Here is a 17,752-nt window from a genome sequence, read left to right as displayed (position 1 = left end):
TTCATTAAAATTTAAGTCCACTGTTACGTGCAGCATCTGCTAACTCTTTAACTCGTCCATGATACAGGTAACCGTTACGATCAAATACGACTGAAGTAACACCTGCTTCTTGTGCTTTCTTAGCGATCAGCTGACCAACTTGCGCAGCCAACTCTTTCTTGGCTCCGCCTTCAAGACCTTTTGAAGAAGCAGAGGCAATTGTCTTGCCAGCCAAGTCATCGATAAGTTGCACATATATTTGTTTATTACTTCTAAAAACAGTCATACGAGGACATTCTGCTGTACCTGAAATTTTACCACGTATGCGGGTTTTAATCTTTATTCTTCTTTCTATCTTCGTTGTCATGATAATACCAATTTACGTGAATTATTTAGCACCAGCCGATTTACCCGATTTTCTACGGATCACCTCACCAACGAATTTAATACCTTTACCTTTATAAGGTTCAGGCTTGCGGAAAGAACGGATCTTGGAACATACTTGTCCGATCAGTTGTTTATCGCAAGATTCGAGAATAATCAACGGGTTTTTATTTCTCTCAGACTTGGTCTCAATTTTGATCTCTTTCGGTAATTTCAAATAAATATTATGAGAGTAACCTAATGATAGGTCTAGAACCTGGCCATTATTGGCAGCACGGTAACCCACACCTACCAATTCCAACTCTTTTTTGTATCCTTCCGATACTCCTACTACCATATTGTGGATCAAAGCACGATACAATCCGTGTAAAGCTCGGTGTTCTTTATCATCGCTAGGTCTGCTGACAACGACTTGTCCGTCGGCTGTTGTTACAGTAATTCCACCAGTAATAACTTGCGACAATTCTCCTTTCGGGCCCTTAACATTAACTTGGTCTCCATTAACAGTAACTGTTACACCTGAAGGTATATTTATGGGCAATTTTCCTATTCTTGACATAATAAACCTCCTTTTTAATAGATATAACACATTACTTCACCACCAATCATCAACTCTCTGGCTTCTTTATCTGTCATTACACCTTTAGAGGTAGAAAGAATTGCTATACCCAAACCGTTCAATACGCGGGGCATATCTTTATAACCTGTGTACTGACGCAAACCGGGAGTAGAAACTCGAACAAGTTTCTTGATTGCGTTTACTTTATTTACCGGGTCATATTTCAAAGCTATCTTAATTGAACCTTGAGGACCATCTTCTACAAACTTATAATTAAGAATGTAACCTTTATCAAAAAGGATTTTCGTGATTTCTTTTTTCAAGTTTGAGGCAGGAACTTCAACAACTCTGTGCTGAGCCTTAATCGCATTTCTCAATCTTGTAAGATAATCTGCTATTGGATCTGTCATAAAAATGATTGTTTAAATTGATCCGGACATCCGGACAATATTTAACACTAAAAAATAATTACCAGCTTGCTTTTTTAACACCCGGAATTAAACCTGCTGATGCCATTTCACGGAACTGAATACGAGAAATTCCAAACTGACGCATATATCCTTTGGGACGTCCGGTCAATTTGCAACGATTATGTAAACGTACGCGAGAAGCATTTTTAGGCAGTAATTGAAGTGCTTCATAGTTGCCTTCAGCCTTAAGCTGAGCTTTCTTTGCAGCATATTTGGCAACCAGTTTAGCTCTCTTCACTTCACGGGCCTTCATTGATTCTTTTGCCATATCTTAGTTCTTTTTTGCGTTTTTAAAAGGTAAGCCGAATTCTTTCAATAAAGCATAACCTTCTTCATCTGTCTGAGCAGAAGTTACAAAGGTAATATTCATTCCCAGAATTTTGCTAATACTATCGATATTTATTTCAGGGAAAATAATTTGTTCCTGAATTCCGAGTGTATAATTACCTCTACCGTCGAGTTTTCCCTCAATACCTTTAAAGTCACGAATACGAGGCAAAGCCACACGAACGAGACGTTCCAAGAATTCATACATCTTCTCACGGCGCAAAGTCACCATCACCCCGATAGGCATTTTTTTACGCAATTTAAAATTCGAGATATCTTTGCGAGAAAGAGTAGCTATAGCCTTCTGTCCCGTAATTGCAGTCAATTCGGCAATTGCAGTTTCAATGATTTTCTTATCAGCAACAGCTTGTCCTAAACCTTGGTTAATCACGATTTTTTTCAAAACCGGAACCTGCATAACAGAACTGTAATTGAAATCCTTCATCAAAATGGGGACGATTCTTTCTTTATAATCGTTTTTAAGATTTGCAGTATTGCTCATTACTTAATCTCCTCTCCTGATTTTTTAGAATAACGCACTAAAACACCCGCTTCGTTTACCCGACGACCGATACGAGTCGCTTTATTGCTCTTCGGATCAAGTAAGTTCAAATTCGAAATATGAATGGGGGCTTCCATTTTTACTATACCTCCCTGAGGATTCTTGGCATTAGGCTTGGTATGCTTCGACACCATATTGATACCTTCTACGACAGCACGGTTTTCTTTCACAAGAACGCGCAATACCCGACCGGTTTTACCCTTGTCTTCACCGGCATTAACGTACACTGTATCGCCTTTTTTAATGTGTAATTTACTCATTAATTCTCTTTTTTATACTATTAAAGTACTTCAGGTGCTAATGAAACGATTTTCATATTGGTTGCACGCAATTCTCTCGCCACCGGTCCGAAAATACGGCTACCTCTGATCTCACCAGCCCCATTCAACAATACACACGCGTTATCGTCGAAACGAATATAAGAACCATCTTGACGACGGATCTCCTTTTTAGTACGCACGATAACTGCTTTAGATACGGCACCTTTCTTAATGTCGCTCGAGGGAACTACGCTTTTAACAGCAACAACGATAATATCACCTACCGATGCGTAACGTCTTCCTGTTCCTCCCAATACACGGATACAAAGTGCTTCTTTAGCGCCGCTGTTATCTGCGACTGTAAGTCTTGACTCTTGTTGTATCATAATTACTTAGCTCTTTCGATTATTTCAACTAATCTCCATCTTTTCATTTTGCTCAAAGGGCGAGTTTCCATCAACTTCACAGTATCACCAATGTTGCACTCGTTCTTTTCGTCATGAGCATGGTATTTTTTCGTTTTATTTACGAATTTACCATAAATAGGGTGTTTTTCTTTCCATTTAACGGCAACAGTAATGGTTTTATCCATTTTGTTACTGGTAACCACCCCGACTCTTTCTTTTCTTAAGTTTCTTGTTTCCATCAGGCTCAATTGGTTATTGTTTGTTAAGTTCTCTCTGGCGCAACTCACCTTTCATGCGCGCAATCATCCTGCGAGTAAGTTTTATTTGTGCAGGATTATCCAAAGGAGAAATACTGTGATTAATCTCCATCCGGTTCAAAGCCACAGCTTCCGCTTCGATTCTTTCGACCAATTCCTTGGTACTTAATTCTCTAATTTCTGCAATTTTCATAACTTAATTACGCATTTTGATTAGCATCGTAGTCACGACGAACAATAAACTTCGTAGTCACAGGAAGCTTTTGTGCTGCCAAACGCAACGCTTCTTTAGCAACATCAAAAGGTACTCCTTCAACTTCGATAAGGATTCTTCCCGGAGTTACAGGAGCCACGAAACCTTCGGGCGAACCTTTACCTTTACCCATACGCACCTCAGCCGGTTTTTTGGTAATAGGCTTATCCGGAAATATTCTGATCCAGATTTGACCTTGACGCTGCATATAACGGGTAACAGCAATACGTGCAGCTTCTATCTGACGTCCGGTTATCCATTTCGATTGCAAACATTTTATACCAAAAGAACCGAAGGCCAACTGATTACCTCGCTGAGCGTAACCTTTCATACGCCCTTTCTGTTGTCTTCTGAATTTTGTCTTCTTCGGTTGTAACATCTTCTGTTAATTCAATTCGTTTAACGATTACTTTTTTGTTTTTTGAAGCCTTTTTTAGCTCCCATGCCACCGCCATTATTACCGCGAGTCTCTTTCGAGCTGGTAAATGAAGGAGCAAGATCTTTCTTTCCGTAAATTTCTCCACGGCAAATCCAAACCTTAACACCGATCAACCCCACTTTAGTGAGAGCTTCTACCAGAGCATAATCGATATCGGCACGCAATGTATGCAAAGGAGTACGTCCTTCTTTATACATTTCGGAACGCGCCATTTCTGCTCCATTCAAACGGCCGGAAACTTGGACTTTGATACCTTCTGCACCCATACGCATGGTAGAGGCGATAGCCATTTTAACGGCACGGCGATAAGCGATCTTGCCTTCTATCTGGCGAGCGATGTTACTAGCAACGATCGTTGCGTCCAATTCAGGCCTCTTCACTTCATAGATATTGATCTGAACATCTTTATCGGTAATCTTTTTCAGCTCTTCTTTCAGTTTATCAACTTCCTGACCGCCTTTACCGATGATGATACCCGGACGTGCTGTGCACACGGTTATAGTGATCAATTTCAATGTACGTTCTATCACAATACGTGATACACTTGCTTTTGCAAGACGGGCATTCAAATATTTACGGATTTTGCTGTCTTCCAGCAACGTGTCTCCATAATTTTTGCCGCCATACCAGTTAGAATCCCATCCACGGATGATTCCTAAACGGTTACTTATCGGATTTACTTTCTGTCCCATCCTGCTTAAATTTGGTTATCGTTTTTACTCATTGTGTCAACAAACAAAGTTACGTGGTTCGAACGCTTACGAATTCTATATCCTCTACCTTGAGGAGCAGGACGAAGTCTTTTCAGCATTGCAGCAGAATCCACGTAGATTTCTGAAATGTAAAGCTCTCCGCTTTCAGCTTTGCGTTCATTCTTCTGCTCCCAGTTAGCAATAGCAGAACGCAATAATTTTTCCAGTCTTGCAGAAGCTTCTTTAGAAGAAAACTTCAGTACTCCTAAAGCCTTAAATACCTCCATGCCTCTCACCATATCTGCAACCAAACGCATTTTACGGGGCGAAGTAGGTACATTGTTCAATTTAGCAAAGTACTTTGTTTTCAGGGCTTCTTTTCTTTTATCGGCTGATATTTTTTTTCTTGCACCCATTTTTAATTCTGTTTTTTATTTGAAATTCTCAAATTCCCGACTGACCCTTATTTCTTTTTGTTACCGCCATGACCACGGAAATTACGAGTAGGTGCAAATTCACCTAACTTGTGTCCTACCATGTTTTCAGTAACATACACGGGAATAAATTTATTACCATTGTGAACTGCGAAAGTATGTCCTACAAAATCCGGAGAAATCATAGAAGCTCTCGACCAAGTCTTGATAACAGACTTTTTGCCGGATTCTTCCATAGCCGAAACTTTCTTTTCCAGTTTCACACTGATATATGGGCCTTTTTTCAACGAACGACTCATAGTTGCTTAATTAATCAGATTACTTTTTCCTTCTTTCAATAATATACTTTGAAGAGTGCTTCTTCGGAGCTCTCGTCTTCAGGCCCTTTGCATATAAGCCTTTACGTGATCTCGGATGTCCTCCTGATGAACGACCTTCACCACCACCCATCGGGTGATCGACAGGGTTCATAGAAACACCTCGGTTACGAGGACGACGACCCAACCAGCGAGAACGACCGGCTTTACCTGATCTTTCCAATGCATGGTCTGAGTTACCTACACTACCAATCGTAGCCTTACATGTAGAGAGGATCTTTCTCGTCTCTCCAGAAGGTAATTTGATAATTGCATACTTTCCTTCTCGCGAAGTCAACTGAGCGAAAACGCCGGCCGAACGAACCAATGCAGCTCCTTGACCCGGACGAAGTTCGATGTTGTGAATTACAGTACCGATAGGAATATTTTGCAAAGGCAAAGCATTTCCTACCTCGGGAGCTGCAGTATCACCTGACATAACCGTCGCGCCTACTTCAAGACCATTAGGTGCAATAATGTAGCGTTTTTCACCGTCAACATAATAAAGCAATGCGATACGAGACGAACGGTTCGGATCGTATTCAATACTTTTTACAGTTGCCGGTACACCGTCTTTATTTCTCTTGAAATCGATAATTCTGTACTTCCGTTTGTGTCCGCCACCGATATAACGCATCGTAAGATGACCTTCGTTGTTACGTCCACCCGATTTTCTGAAACCAACTACAAGAGACTTTTCTGGCGCACTAGCAGTGATTTTATCAAATGCACCAATAATTTTGTGTCTCTGCCCCGGTGTTGTGGGCTTTAATTTACGTACTGCCATTTTTTAATTAAATATTGCTATAAAAATCAATCGATTCACCTTCTTTCAATGTAACCAAGGCCTTTTTGTATGACGCAGTTCTACCTACGATCAAACCAGCTTTTGTGTAACGGCTTTTCTTCTTGCCTTTGTGGTTCATTGTATTTACATCCACAACTGTTACATTATACATTTCCTCAACAGCTTTTTTAATTTGCTGTTTATTGGCATCCGGACAAACTGCAAAGCCATAGCGATTCAACTTATCAGCCATAGCAGTCATCTTTTCTGTAACAATCGGTTTAATAATAATTGCCATTATTTCGCCTCCTTTACATTAAAAATTATTAATAGCAGCAACTGAACTTTCGGTCAAAACAAGACTTGCACAATCAAGTACTTTGTAAGTGTTTAGTTCAGAAACTGTTACAACTTTTGCCTTCACGACATTACGAGCTGACAAATATACGTTTTTATTTTGGTCTGCTAAAACTAAAAGCAACTTTTTATCAGCAAGTTGCAAGTTTTTAGCAACGCTAACAAATTCTTTTGTTTTAGGAGCTTCGAAAGAGAAGTCTTCTACCACGACAATAGCATTGTCTTGAGCTTTCAACGACAAAGCCGATTTACGAGCCAAAGCCTTCACTTTTTTATTCAATTTGAAACTATAATCTCTCGGTTTCGGACCGAAAACACGGGCACCACCTACCATTACCGGAGAATTGATATCTCCAGAACGAGCACCACCAGTACCTTTTTGTTTTTTCAATTTACGGGTACTTCCCGAGATTTCGCTTCTCTCTTTAGATTTATGAGTTCCCTGACGTTTATTAGCCATGAACTGCTTCACATCCAGGTATATGGCATGTTCGTTAACGTCAATGCCGAAGACAGCATCGTTCAACGTAACCTTTTTTCCTGTATCTTCACCTTTTATGTTATATACGCTCAGTTCCATTACTTTTCTATTATTACGATTGAACCTTTACATCCCGGTACAGAACCCTTGATCATCAAAAGATTATGTTCTGGTATTACCTTTAACACTTGCAGGTTTTGTACAGTTACTCTCTCATTACCTGTTTGACCAGCCATACGAGTTCCTTTGAACACACGGGCAGGATAAGAACATGCACCGATAGAACCCGGAGCACGCAAACGGTTATGCTGACCATGAGTTGTTTGGCCAACACCTCCAAAACCATGACGTTTTACAACACCTTGGTAACCTTTTCCTTTCGAAGTTCCGACTACATCGACAAAATCATCTTCTGCGAACAAATCGATAGAAATAACATCTCCCAATTTGTACTCTGTCTCAAAACCCTTGAACTCGGCCAAGTGTCTCTTGGGGGTTACTCCGGCCTTTTTGAAGTGTCCCATTTCTGGTTTATTGGTATGTTTTTCTTTCTTATCTTCAAAACCTACCTGAACAGCTTCATAACCGTCAACTTCAACAGTTTTAATCTGAGTAACTACACAAGGACCCACTTCGATAACAGTGCATGGAACATTTTTTCCATCAGCACTGAAAACGGATGTCATTCCGATTTTTTTTCCTAATAATCCTGGCATTTCTCTTTAATTAAAAAATTACACTTTAATTTCTACTTCTACACCGCTCGGCAATTCCAATTTCATCAATGCATCTACAGTCTTTGCAGTAGAACTGTAAATATCGATCAGTCTTTTGTAAGAAGACAATTCAAACTGCTCTCTCGACTTTTTATTGACAAAAGTCGAACGGTTTACAGTGAAAATACGTTTGTGTGTAGGCAAAGGTATAGGCCCGCTTACAACGGCCCCGCTTGCTTTCACAGTCTTTACGATCTTCTCAGCCGATTTATCGACCAAGTTATGATCATAAGATTTCAATTTAATTCTAATTTTTTGACTCATTCGTGTTTTATTGATTTGAAAAATTAAAAACATATTAAGCAGCAGGTTAAGAGTCATTCGCTAACCTGCTACTTTTTTTATTATCTTATAATAAATCTACGCGTCCTTGAGCTTCAGTCAATACTTGTTTTGCAATTGCTGTGCTGACCTCTGCATAATGAGAGAACGTCATAGTAGATGTTGCACGTCCTGAGGTAATCGTACGTAAAGAAGTCACATATCCGAACATTTCTGCCAAAGGAGCTTTCGCTTTCACGATACGAGCACCTGAACGGCTTGATTCCATTCCCTCTACCTGACCACGACGCTTGTTCAAGTCAGAGATCACATCACCCATGCTTTCTTCCGGAGTCACAACTTCGATCTTCATAATCGGCTCGAGCAACACGGGTTTTGCTTTTTCACACGCTTTTTTAAACGCTTGAATAGCACAAACCTCGAATGATAACTGGTCAGAATCGACAGGATGGAAAGATCCGTCGATTACAGTAACCTTCAACTGATCCAGCGGATATCCGGCCAATACACCATTTCTCATTGCCGTAGTAAAACCTTTCTGGATAGAAGGGATGAATTCTTTGGGGATATTACCACCTTTCACTTCATCGACAAACTGCAAACTTCCTTCAAAATCAGGATCTGCAGGTTCAACACGAACGATAATATCAGCAAATTTACCACGTCCACCCGTTTGCTTTTTATAAACTTCGCGAAGCTCAACCGGTTGAGTAATAGCTTCTTTATAGGATACCTGAGGACGACCTTGATTACACTCAACTTTGAATTCACGTTTCAGACGATCAATGATAATATCAAGATGAAGTTCACCCATACCACTAATAACCGTCTGGCCTGTTTCCTCATCAGACTTAACAGTAAAGGTTGGATCCTCTTCTGCCAATTTCTGCAAACCGAGACTAAGTTTATCCATATCCTTTTGAGTCTTAGGCTCAACAGCAATACCGATAACCGGATCAGGGAAATCCATAGATTCAAGAACAATCGGAGCATCTTCTGCACATAGAGTATCACCGGTACGGATATCTTTAAAACCAACGCCGGCGCCGATATCACCACAACCGATAACGTCCTTAGGATTTTGTTTATTAGAATGCATCTGGAACAAACGAGATACACGTTCTTTTTTACCCGAACGAGTATTCAACACATACGATCCGGCCGGGATTTCTCCAGAATAAACACGGAAGAAACAAAGACGTCCCACATACGGATCGACAGCTATTTTGAACGCCAAAGCAGCCATCGGTTCTTCTGAAGACGGTTTTCTTGAAATTTCTTTATCCGGATCATTAGGATCATGACCAATGATAGCCGGCGTATCTACAGGACTCGGCAAATAAGCACAAACGGCATTCAACAAAGTTTGAACTCCTTTATTCTTGAAAGAAGACCCACAAAGCATCGGAACGATTTGCATTGCCAAAGTACCTTTACGGATAGCAGCACGTATTTCGTCTTCCGTAATCGTAGTAGGATCATCAAAGAATTTTTCCATCAATGCATCATCACATTCCGCAGCCTTCTCAAGCATCTTTTCACGCCATTCTTCAGCCTCTTCTTTTAAACTTGCCGGAATTTCTTCAATGCTGAAATCCGCCCCCATCGTCTCATCATGCCAATAAATAGCCTTCATAGTGATCAGGTCGATCAATCCCTTGAATGTTTCTTCCGCTCCAATAGGAATAACAATCGGGCAAGGGTTTGCACCGAGCACATCTTTCAATTGACGCACTACTTCAAAGAAGTTTGCCCCTGAGCGGTCCATTTTATTCACATAACCGATACGCGGAACATTATATTTATCAGCCTGACGCCATACTGTTTCGGACTGAGGCTCAACACCACCTACAGCACAAAATGCAGCAACAGCTCCATCCAATATACGAAGCGAACGTTCTACCTCTGCAGTAAAATCCACGTGCCCCGGAGTATCGATCAGGTTTATCTTAAATTTATCTCCAGCATAATTCCACCATGTAGTAGTCGCAGCAGAGGTAATCGTAATACCTCGTTCCTGCTCCTGCTCCATCCAGTCCATTGTCGCTGCCCCGTCATGTACCTCACCGATTTTATGAGTCAATCCGGTATAGAAAAGAATACGTTCAGAAGTCGTAGTCTTTCCGGCATCGATATGTGCCATAATACCAATATTTCTGGTATATTTCAATAATTCATCAGCTTTTGCCATCGTTGTATTCCTTGTTTATTTTCAATTAAAATCTAAAGTGAGCAAATGCACGGTTAGCCTCGGCCATTTTGTGCATATCTTCTTTCCGTTTGAAAGCTCCGCCCTGTTCATTATAAGCGTCAACGATTTCTGCAGCCAACTTGTCTGCCATCGTCTTACCGCCTCTTTTACGGGCATACTGTATTAAATTTTTCATTGAAATAGATTCTTTACGATCGGGGCGGATTTCCGTAGGAACTTGAAATGTAGCACCACCCACACGGCGAGATTTCACCTCTACTTGAGGAGTAATATTTTCCAATGCTTTTTTCCAAATTTCAAGAGCCGATTTTTCGTCATCAGACAATTTCGTCTTTACATTTTCCAAAGCAGTATAGAAAATCGTATAGGCAACATTTTTCTTGCCATCATACATTAAATGGTTAACGAACTTCGTAACCTTAACATCACTGAAGACCGGATCAGGAAGAACGACCCGTTTCTTTGGTTTTGCTTTTCTCATTTTTACAAAAAATTGTTGTTCTTGTTTTTGGTTGCTTATCACATCTTCAACAAAGCCCGCCGGCTTTATTTACTCAACCTAATCAGCCTATCCAATAAACTCAAACTAGCGTTTTACACTAATTTTAAATTCTCTTCTTTGTCCTTCGACAAAATTACTTTTTACCTTTTGCTGCAGGAGCACCCGGTTTCGGTCTCTTAGCACCGTATTTTGAGCGGCGTTGCGTACGGCCACCAACACCTGCAGTATCCAAAGTACCGCGAACAATGTGATAACGCACACCCGGAAGGTCTTTCACACGACCACCCCGCACCAATACGATAGAGTGTTCTTGCAAATTGTGTCCTTCTCCCGGAATATAAGAGTTAACCTCTTTACCATTTGTCAAACGCACCCTTGCTACTTTACGCATTGCAGAGTTAGGCTTCTTGGGAGTCGTAGTATAAACCCTGACACAAACCCCACGTCTTTGAGGACATGAATCCAATGCAGGAGATTTACTTTTGTCTTCCAAAACAACCCGTCCTTTTCTTACTAATTGCTGAATTGTAGGCATTTCTTAGAACTTTTTTTTAATCTTTAAATTTATAAATCGCAATTTTTTATTTCTACGTAAAAGACGCCAAAATAGCCATTACACCCTGCCTATCAAATAGTTACATAAGTGCACCGGCCTATTTTACCATCAAAAACGATGCAAAGATAACCACTAAATCATTAGAAACCAAATAAAAAGAGAATAAAATTCTCGCAACTTCACACTCTTTCTAATGCACATCAAAAACTCAAAAATAAAAATAACGAGAAAAAAATCTGTACATTTAAAGAAAAGAGGACAATCCCACTACAGAATCGTCCTCCATCTTCCAACTTTAAATCAAACTAAATAACAACACAACAAATTACATAAAATCAACCAAACCTCATCGAATCAATTTTTCGATCGGCAAACCTTCATTTTTCTCCCACGAAGTATAAGATAAACAAAATATCTTGTATTTTTGTTCATGAACACTCCAAATTTTATCTTTATGCAGCTTATAGGAAACCAAACAGAATGGGCTAAAGCGTATGCCTTACTACATATAATCAATGAAGGAAATATTTATTTTTACAAAGATAATTTTCAAAACGAATACTCTTTCTATCCGGTTTCAAAACTTATAAGAAACGACGAATGCGGAAAAATAACATATCAACTGACACCGACTGAAGTCTTAGTCAGACGGGGTGAAGAGACTCAAAGAATGCCTCGTATAAAATGTAAAAATGCTGCTACAGAAATTCTTTCAACCTTACAAGAGACAAAAGAAAACGATTATTCTGTTCCAAGTTGTGATCCCATTCTCGAAACTCTCCATTATACATGGTTTCAAAGCACAGCAGATGACAAAAGCGATTTTTCTGTCATTTATTTCGATCCGGAAAAAGAGATCGCTCAACGCCAAGAAATTACTGTTTGTATAAAATCTAAATGGAACATATTGCCTGCCAACCGGGCAAACAATCTGAAATACGACATCCAGAATGTTAAATTCTCCAACCCTGAAAGCAATCGTATCAACAGAATTGACGGAGCTCAAGAAGTACAGCAACGGCTTACAGAGATTTATAGACTGGGAGGGAAGTTAAAATATACAACAACTGAAAATAAATTCTTTTTAGAAAATTTATGCATGATAGACCTGCATTTCCCTAAATTACTTGCAGAAATAACACGGTTATTTTACACAACCGGATTGTCCGCAATCCCTGAAATAATAACCGAAATAAAAAATACTAACCCTTATAAAATAAAAGAGGAGTTAATTTACAAAAACAATTTTTACGAATACAAAGTACAACAATTTTTATATGCTTTAGCCACAGGCTTACGATCGACAAAACGCTATCGAGGATACGGGCACACTCGGACATTTGCCATAATCGACACATGCGGAGAAATAGAACTACTCGACTCAACAAAACGAGCTGAATTTGACAAATATCTTTACCAAAACGCAAAACTATCTATGGGAGATAGCAAAACACATAAATTCGGATTTGTCGAAAAAGAAAATGGACAATGGTTTATCAAACTCAATATCGAAATAATAATATAAACAGATAATGCTACTACAATACAAAAATAAAAATGTTGTCGAAGCCGGATGCGATGAAGCCGGCCGCGGTTGTCTGGCCGGTGCCGTATATGCAGCAGCGGTCATTTTACCATCCGATTTCACATGTGAGACATTAAACGACTCAAAGAAACTGACCGAAAAACAACGATATGAACTCCGACCTTTAATAGAAAAAGAAGCTATCGCTTGGGCTGTAGGCTGCGTATCACCGGAAGAAATTGACAAAATAAATATTCTGAACGCATCTTTCCTTGCAATGCATCGTGCCATCGAACAATTATCAGTACGCCCCGAGTATCTTCTAATCGACGGCAACCGATTCAAACCGTACCAAAATATTCCGCATAGTTGTGAAATAAAAGGAGACGGACGTTTTCTATCAATCGCAGCAGCATCCGTGTTAGCAAAAACATATCGAGACGATTATATGAATGTCCTTCATGAGCAATATCCACAATATAACTGGGATAAAAACAAAGGTTATCCCACTAAGGCTCATCGAACCGCAATCCGAGAATTCGGAACTACACCTTATCACCGAATGACCTTCCAGCTTCTCGAGCGGCAACTCGAACTGTTCTGAATCTCTAGTGATAAATCCATTCTCAAAAGTAGAAAACTATTTAGAAGAAAACATTCTATTGGAAAGAATCGGTTTTTCCAGCAAAAGCCACGATAAAATAGACAGCAACAATGTTCCCGCAACACAAAAAGCAAAACAAAGAATATGACTTTTTTCATTAATACCCAACCAAACAGAGAGCTGGATAACCGGAAAATGAAACAAATAGATTCCGTATGCTACATTTCCGAATTTACGCATAAAAACAAACCATTTTATATAATACGCACACCCGATAAGCACCACAGCAAAAGCTAATGGCTCGACATATATTAATAAAGGCACATCATATCTAAAATAGCACACCAATACCGCGACCGGAAATAAAAACTTAATATATCTACGGAAATAATCAAAACACAGCAAAACCAATGTTCCGGAATAAAAATAAAGGAGTTGCCCGCCTACCTGTCTTTTCAAAATTCCGAATATTTCATTCCCCGTTTTCTCATTCAAATAATAAAATAATTCATTATATAGTGTAGAAAATATAAATATGACAATAAAAACAGGAAAAGACCGAAACCTTTTCATCAAATAATATACTATCGGCACTGTTATATATAACAGAATTTCCACCTTCATCGTCCATAGAGAACCGTTTACGGCTTCACCCTGAAAACAGCCGGGCAAAGCAGGCTCAATAAAATTAAGAAAAGAATAATTTGCCACAATATATTTCCATAACTGAGCCGAGAACAAATATTCTCCCACAGGAAGAGTAGAGACCAATACTCCCCCCATCCAGCACAAAGTCACAATAAAAACATAGGGAGGCAATATCCGACGAGTCCGTCTCTCTATATAATGACGGATATCGGGATTACGCATATAACTATAAAAAACGAGAAAACCGCTTAAAATAAAAAATCCATGTACCGCATCCACAGAACTCATCGGGAAATAATACGGAATTCCGGTAATCACCCTAAAATGACCGACTAGTACGGCAAAAGACAAAAAATACCGGATAATATCAAAACTGTTTTCCCCTTGTATTACCTCTCCCGCCGATTTCCCTATCCATAACTTTCCGGAAGTTCTCATACCGACCCAAATAAAAACGATTGAGTAATGAGTATCTCTTAAGAAATACCGCAATACTCAATCGTTAATCACATTATTACATCTGTTAATTAGCTACACGTTCCAACCACTTCACCATAGAAAGCATCACAATCATCGATGCGGCAGTCGCACCGACAAACACCAACCAACAAGCCCAAATCGGCACAGTAGTATATAAAATACCTCCGATGAACAACAAGGAGTTACCTACTGCTGTCGCAGCAAGCCAACATCCCTGCATCAATCCCTGCAAATGGGGAGGTGCTACTTTCGATACGAAAGATAATCCAAGCGGAGAAATGAACAACTCCGCCACGGTAAGAATAAAATACAAACCGATCATAATCCATGGAGTCACCCGAATTGCGTCAATTTCTGCAGTAGTCATTGAACTTAAAGCATCCTTTGCCGGCAAAGTCAAAGAGAATACCATCAAAAAGACATACGCTAATGCTGCTATACCCATACCGATAGCGATCTTCATCGGAGTAGAAGGTTCTTTCCCTTTTGCCTTCAACATCCCGAAAAACCACATGATCAATGGAGTAAGAGCTACAACAAAAAACGGATTTACACATTGAAATATTTCCGCTCCCTTAATCTGAGTAAACCCTAAATCAATATTTATTACACTCAGGTCCACATAATCCCGGGCAAAATACGTCAACGAATATCCATTCTGATGAAAAGACAACCAAAAGAATATAACCACACCGAACACGGCAAACAGAGCATAAATACGTTGTTTTATTTCTGTGGCACTCATTTTTATATCTTCTCTGCTCACCGCAGAAACTGTATTGGCATTGCTGTTCTCTTTTTTAGCCGGATCTGGGAAACGGTTCTTATTTACCACATAAATAACCAAAGAAATCAACATAGCCACGATTGCTGCCATAAAAGCATACTGAAATCCCCGGTTAAACACATCCAGATAACTGTTCACAAATACATTCATATCTGTTACCTGCGTGCCATCCAGGCAAACGTTATTAGCTAAAGTGCTCAGATTATCCATAGCCTGTGCAGGCATACTGCTTCCTTGCTCTAAATACTGATGACAAAGCTCGGGTAACGATGCATCATAATCAAAATGGTTTACTTTCAGCCACCAGTTTCTCACTCCGATTGCAATCCACGGAGCAAAAAATCCCCCGATATTGATAAACATATAGAAAATCTGGAATCCCGAATCACGTAAACTCGAATATTTCGGATTATCATACATCTGACCGACCAATGCTTGCAAATTTCCTTTAAACAGACCATTCCCGAAAGCAATTACCAATAATCCGAAACATGTAAGTGCCAGATAAAGCCCTAAACTCGGAACGGGAGTCGGGGTAGGAATAGCGATAATAAGGTAACCAACAGCCATCATAATCAAACCGGCAAGAATCGTTCCCTTAAAATTCTTTGTCTTATCGGCAATCACTCCTCCCACTAATGCAAGTATATAGATCGAAGCATAAAACGCAGAATAAATATATCCGGTCGTAGTCTCAGACAATCCGAACTTTGCAGAAATAAACAACGTCAGAATTGCCATCATAATATAAAAGCCAAAACGTTCTCCCATATTGGCAAGAGCCGCGGCAATTAATCCTTTAGGGTGCTTTTTAAACATAATGTAAGATTTATAGTTAAATAATTATTTAAGTAGTTATTTCTCATTCTTGACTTTAAAAGCTAACGCATAAAGATGCATCTGCTTCACCATCGACAACAGTCCGTTTGAACGGGTCGGAGACAAATGCTCCTTCAGACCGATTTTCTCGATAAAATACAATTCCGAATTCAATATTTCATCCGGTGTATGACCCGAAAGAACATTTATAAGCAACGAAACCAGACCTTTCACAATCACGGCATCGCTTTCCCCTTGGAAAAAGACCTTTCCATCTTTATAATCAGCCTGTAGCCACACGCGGCTCTGGCATCCTTCAATCAGATTATTCTCGGTTTTATATTTTTCATCCAAAGGTTTCAAAGAGTTGCCCAAGTCGATCAACAAAGCATATTTGTCCATCCAATCGTCAAAAGCCGAGAACTCTTCTACAATTTCATCCTGTAATTCATTTATAGTTTTCATATCCCGTTCATTAATTTACTCATTATATATAACTGCCAATACAGTCTGTCCGACAGCCTTTAAAGTCTCCTTATCGATATGATCCATCGTATCGTGTACCGTATGCCACTGCGGATTAAATCCCGAATCAGAAGATGCATCATACTGTATTATATCGATACTCGGAATGCCCATTTTATTAACATATACATGATCATCGATAATGTATCCCCCCTCATTATCGGAAAAATATTTCCCATAACCTAAAGACTGTGCTTTCTTCCAAACTTTATCAACAATCCCCGGAGCATACTGTAATGAAGCTTTTTCACGAGCAAAAACAGCATTTTCCCCGCCTACCATATCCAACAAAATTCCGAAACGTGCCCGATAACCGGGACGATGCGGGCGACGCACCCAATATTGAGTACCCAATGCCCAAGAATCCTGCACTTCAGAATGAGTCGAAAAATAGGGTTGACCGTAATCTTCTGCATCGAAAAAAATAATATCTACACCCACTTGAGGAGACTTCATTCCGATCTGCCGGGCAATTTCAAGCAAAGCTCCTACACCACTAGCTCCATCGTTAGCCCCCAAAACAGGCTTCCGATGGTTCGCCTCATCCGGATCATTATCGGCAAAAGGACGACTATCCCAATGTGCGAACAGCAATATTCGATCCGTTTTCTCAGGACTAAAAATTCCTATTATGTTCTTCGCATGCAATACAGTCCCGTCAAAAGCAACCACATCTGCATCCTGCACCTGTACCTCTGCACCATGACGGTTCAATTCCGAAGCCAGATAAGAAGCCGTAGCCAAATGTTCCGGAGTATTGGGTATTCGATACCCAAAATCTACTTGCTTTTGCATATATGAATACGCACTATCTGCATTAAAAACAGGGACATCGACAACAGGGACACTCTCTTGAACAGATGACGAAACAGTTTTATTTTTACAAGAAACCAATTGAAACAGTAATAGTCCCGCTACACAGAGAAGAGGGACGAACATTCGTTTTCGGTTAAACATATTTATAGACATCTTATTTCTTTTTAGAACAGACACCGTCTTTCATAAGCAAGAAAACCTTGTAAAGATACAGGA

27 protein-coding genes are annotated in these 17,752 nt (G+C 39.7%); 2 read left to right on the top strand and 25 right to left on the bottom strand.

Annotation, left to right across the window (positions count from 1 at the left end; genetic code table 11):
* Nucleotides 1-4: 4 nt before the first annotated feature.
* From rplR to rpsL, 21 genes are all read right to left on the bottom strand, one after another.
* Nucleotides 5-346 carry a 50S ribosomal protein L18 gene (rplR, locus tag QUE35_RS09855; protein WP_009318515.1) on the bottom strand — a complete coding sequence of 114 codons (342 nt, stop codon included), beginning with the start codon at nucleotides 344-346 and terminating at the stop codon, nucleotides 5-7.
* Between the two features lie 21 nt (nucleotides 347-367).
* Nucleotides 368-922, bottom strand: coding sequence for a 50S ribosomal protein L6 (gene rplF, locus QUE35_RS09850; RefSeq protein ID WP_009318514.1), 555 nt, complete (start codon nucleotides 920-922; stop codon nucleotides 368-370).
* A gap of 14 nt (nucleotides 923-936) precedes the next feature.
* The gene (rpsH, locus tag QUE35_RS09845; protein ID WP_009318513.1) at nucleotides 937-1,332 is read right to left on the bottom strand and encodes a 30S ribosomal protein S8; all 396 of its coding nucleotides are present in this window, start codon (nucleotides 1,330-1,332) and stop codon (nucleotides 937-939) included.
* A 58-nt stretch (nucleotides 1,333-1,390) separates the two neighbouring features.
* Nucleotides 1,391-1,660 carry a 30S ribosomal protein S14 gene (gene rpsN / locus QUE35_RS09840; RefSeq protein WP_009318512.1) on the bottom strand — a complete coding sequence of 90 codons (270 nt, stop codon included), beginning with the start codon at nucleotides 1,658-1,660 and terminating at the stop codon, nucleotides 1,391-1,393.
* Nucleotides 1,661-1,663: 3 nt separating this feature from the next.
* Nucleotides 1,664-2,221 carry a 50S ribosomal protein L5 gene (rplE, locus tag QUE35_RS09835; protein ID WP_009318511.1) on the bottom strand — a complete coding sequence of 186 codons (558 nt, stop codon included), beginning with the start codon at nucleotides 2,219-2,221 and terminating at the stop codon, nucleotides 1,664-1,666.
* The gene (gene rplX, locus QUE35_RS09830) at nucleotides 2,221-2,541 is read right to left on the bottom strand and encodes a 50S ribosomal protein L24 (protein ID WP_009318510.1); all 321 of its coding nucleotides are present in this window, start codon (nucleotides 2,539-2,541) and stop codon (nucleotides 2,221-2,223) included. Before rplX ends, rplE begins: the two co-directional genes overlap by 1 nt.
* A gap of 20 nt (nucleotides 2,542-2,561) precedes the next feature.
* Nucleotides 2,562-2,927: a 50S ribosomal protein L14 gene (rplN, locus tag QUE35_RS09825; protein WP_009318509.1), complete on the bottom strand. Its 366-nt coding sequence runs from the start codon at nucleotides 2,925-2,927 to the stop codon at nucleotides 2,562-2,564.
* A gap of 2 nt (nucleotides 2,928-2,929) precedes the next feature.
* Nucleotides 2,930-3,187, bottom strand: a complete 258-nt coding sequence (gene rpsQ, locus QUE35_RS09820; protein ID WP_009318508.1) for a 30S ribosomal protein S17 — start codon at nucleotides 3,185-3,187, stop codon at nucleotides 2,930-2,932.
* Nucleotides 3,188-3,200: 13 nt separating this feature from the next.
* Entirely contained in the window at nucleotides 3,201-3,398 is a 198-nt protein-coding gene (gene rpmC, locus QUE35_RS09815; RefSeq protein WP_009318507.1) for a 50S ribosomal protein L29, read from the bottom strand.
* Nucleotides 3,399-3,405: 7 nt separating this feature from the next.
* A complete protein-coding gene (gene rplP / locus QUE35_RS09810) occupies nucleotides 3,406-3,837 on the bottom strand; it encodes a 50S ribosomal protein L16 (protein WP_009318506.1) in 432 nt (143 codons plus the stop codon).
* 20 nt (nucleotides 3,838-3,857) lie between these two features.
* The gene (gene rpsC / locus QUE35_RS09805) at nucleotides 3,858-4,589 is read right to left on the bottom strand and encodes a 30S ribosomal protein S3 (protein WP_009318505.1); all 732 of its coding nucleotides are present in this window, start codon (nucleotides 4,587-4,589) and stop codon (nucleotides 3,858-3,860) included.
* Nucleotides 4,590-4,594: 5 nt separating this feature from the next.
* Entirely contained in the window at nucleotides 4,595-5,005 is a 411-nt protein-coding gene (gene rplV, locus QUE35_RS09800; protein ID WP_009318504.1) for a 50S ribosomal protein L22, read from the bottom strand.
* 47 nt (nucleotides 5,006-5,052) lie between these two features.
* A complete protein-coding gene (gene rpsS, locus QUE35_RS09795) occupies nucleotides 5,053-5,322 on the bottom strand; it encodes a 30S ribosomal protein S19 (protein WP_009318503.1) in 270 nt (89 codons plus the stop codon).
* 19 nt (nucleotides 5,323-5,341) lie between these two features.
* Nucleotides 5,342-6,166: a 50S ribosomal protein L2 gene (gene rplB / locus QUE35_RS09790; protein WP_009318502.1), complete on the bottom strand. Its 825-nt coding sequence runs from the start codon at nucleotides 6,164-6,166 to the stop codon at nucleotides 5,342-5,344.
* Nucleotides 6,167-6,173: 7 nt separating this feature from the next.
* A complete protein-coding gene (gene rplW, locus QUE35_RS09785; RefSeq protein ID WP_009318501.1) occupies nucleotides 6,174-6,464 on the bottom strand; it encodes a 50S ribosomal protein L23 in 291 nt (96 codons plus the stop codon).
* Between the two features lie 18 nt (nucleotides 6,465-6,482).
* On the bottom strand, nucleotides 6,483-7,103 hold the full coding sequence (gene rplD / locus QUE35_RS09780) for a 50S ribosomal protein L4 (protein ID WP_009318500.1): 621 nt from the start codon (nucleotides 7,101-7,103) through the stop codon (nucleotides 6,483-6,485).
* Complete coding sequence (rplC, locus tag QUE35_RS09775; RefSeq protein ID WP_009318499.1) at nucleotides 7,103-7,720, bottom strand: 50S ribosomal protein L3; 618 nt, start codon at nucleotides 7,718-7,720, stop codon at nucleotides 7,103-7,105. The genes rplD and rplC overlap by 1 nt, the downstream gene beginning before the upstream one ends.
* A gap of 18 nt (nucleotides 7,721-7,738) precedes the next feature.
* Nucleotides 7,739-8,044, bottom strand: coding sequence for a 30S ribosomal protein S10 (gene rpsJ / locus QUE35_RS09770; protein ID WP_021929244.1), 306 nt, complete (start codon nucleotides 8,042-8,044; stop codon nucleotides 7,739-7,741).
* Between the two features lie 85 nt (nucleotides 8,045-8,129).
* On the bottom strand, nucleotides 8,130-10,253 hold the full coding sequence (fusA, locus tag QUE35_RS09765; protein WP_009318497.1) for an elongation factor G: 2,124 nt from the start codon (nucleotides 10,251-10,253) through the stop codon (nucleotides 8,130-8,132).
* Between the two features lie 25 nt (nucleotides 10,254-10,278).
* Nucleotides 10,279-10,755 carry a 30S ribosomal protein S7 gene (gene rpsG / locus QUE35_RS09760; protein ID WP_009318496.1) on the bottom strand — a complete coding sequence of 159 codons (477 nt, stop codon included), beginning with the start codon at nucleotides 10,753-10,755 and terminating at the stop codon, nucleotides 10,279-10,281.
* Nucleotides 10,756-10,909: 154 nt separating this feature from the next.
* On the bottom strand, nucleotides 10,910-11,311 hold the full coding sequence (rpsL, locus tag QUE35_RS09755; protein ID WP_009318495.1) for a 30S ribosomal protein S12: 402 nt from the start codon (nucleotides 11,309-11,311) through the stop codon (nucleotides 10,910-10,912).
* Nucleotides 11,312-11,786: 475 nt separating this feature from the next.
* Between rpsL and QUE35_RS09750 the strand changes: the two genes are divergently transcribed.
* Together QUE35_RS09750 and rnhB are read left to right on the top strand one after the other, a co-directional pair.
* Entirely contained in the window at nucleotides 11,787-12,857 is a 1,071-nt protein-coding gene (locus QUE35_RS09750; protein ID WP_022601542.1) for an HpaII family restriction endonuclease, read from the top strand.
* A gap of 7 nt (nucleotides 12,858-12,864) precedes the next feature.
* Nucleotides 12,865-13,461: a ribonuclease HII gene (gene rnhB, locus QUE35_RS09745; protein ID WP_009318493.1), complete on the top strand. Its 597-nt coding sequence runs from the start codon at nucleotides 12,865-12,867 to the stop codon at nucleotides 13,459-13,461.
* 36 nt (nucleotides 13,462-13,497) lie between these two features.
* Here rnhB and QUE35_RS09740 read toward each other — a convergent pair whose 3' ends face one another.
* The 4 genes from QUE35_RS09740 to QUE35_RS09725 all read right to left on the bottom strand — a co-directional run bounded on the left by QUE35_RS09740 (nucleotide 13,498) and on the right by QUE35_RS09725 (nucleotide 17,689).
* The gene (locus QUE35_RS09740) at nucleotides 13,498-14,547 is read right to left on the bottom strand and encodes an acyltransferase family protein (protein ID WP_022601544.1); all 1,050 of its coding nucleotides are present in this window, start codon (nucleotides 14,545-14,547) and stop codon (nucleotides 13,498-13,500) included.
* A gap of 85 nt (nucleotides 14,548-14,632) precedes the next feature.
* Entirely contained in the window at nucleotides 14,633-16,195 is a 1,563-nt protein-coding gene (locus QUE35_RS09735; RefSeq protein WP_022601546.1) for a peptide MFS transporter, read from the bottom strand.
* Nucleotides 16,196-16,231: 36 nt separating this feature from the next.
* Nucleotides 16,232-16,660: a SufE family protein gene (locus tag QUE35_RS09730; protein ID WP_009318490.1), complete on the bottom strand. Its 429-nt coding sequence runs from the start codon at nucleotides 16,658-16,660 to the stop codon at nucleotides 16,232-16,234.
* Between the two features lie 15 nt (nucleotides 16,661-16,675).
* Nucleotides 16,676-17,689, bottom strand: coding sequence for a M28 family peptidase (locus QUE35_RS09725; protein ID WP_081705699.1), 1,014 nt, complete (start codon nucleotides 17,687-17,689; stop codon nucleotides 16,676-16,678).
* Nucleotides 17,690-17,752 lie beyond the last annotated feature (63 nt).

This window comes from Coprobacter fastidiosus (assembly GCF_030296935.1).
GTDB classification, from domain to species: Bacteria; Bacteroidota; Bacteroidia; order Bacteroidales; family Coprobacteraceae; genus Coprobacter; species Coprobacter fastidiosus.
Note: the sequence above shows the minus strand (reverse complement) of the source record. Positions and strands in the feature narration are given on the sequence as shown.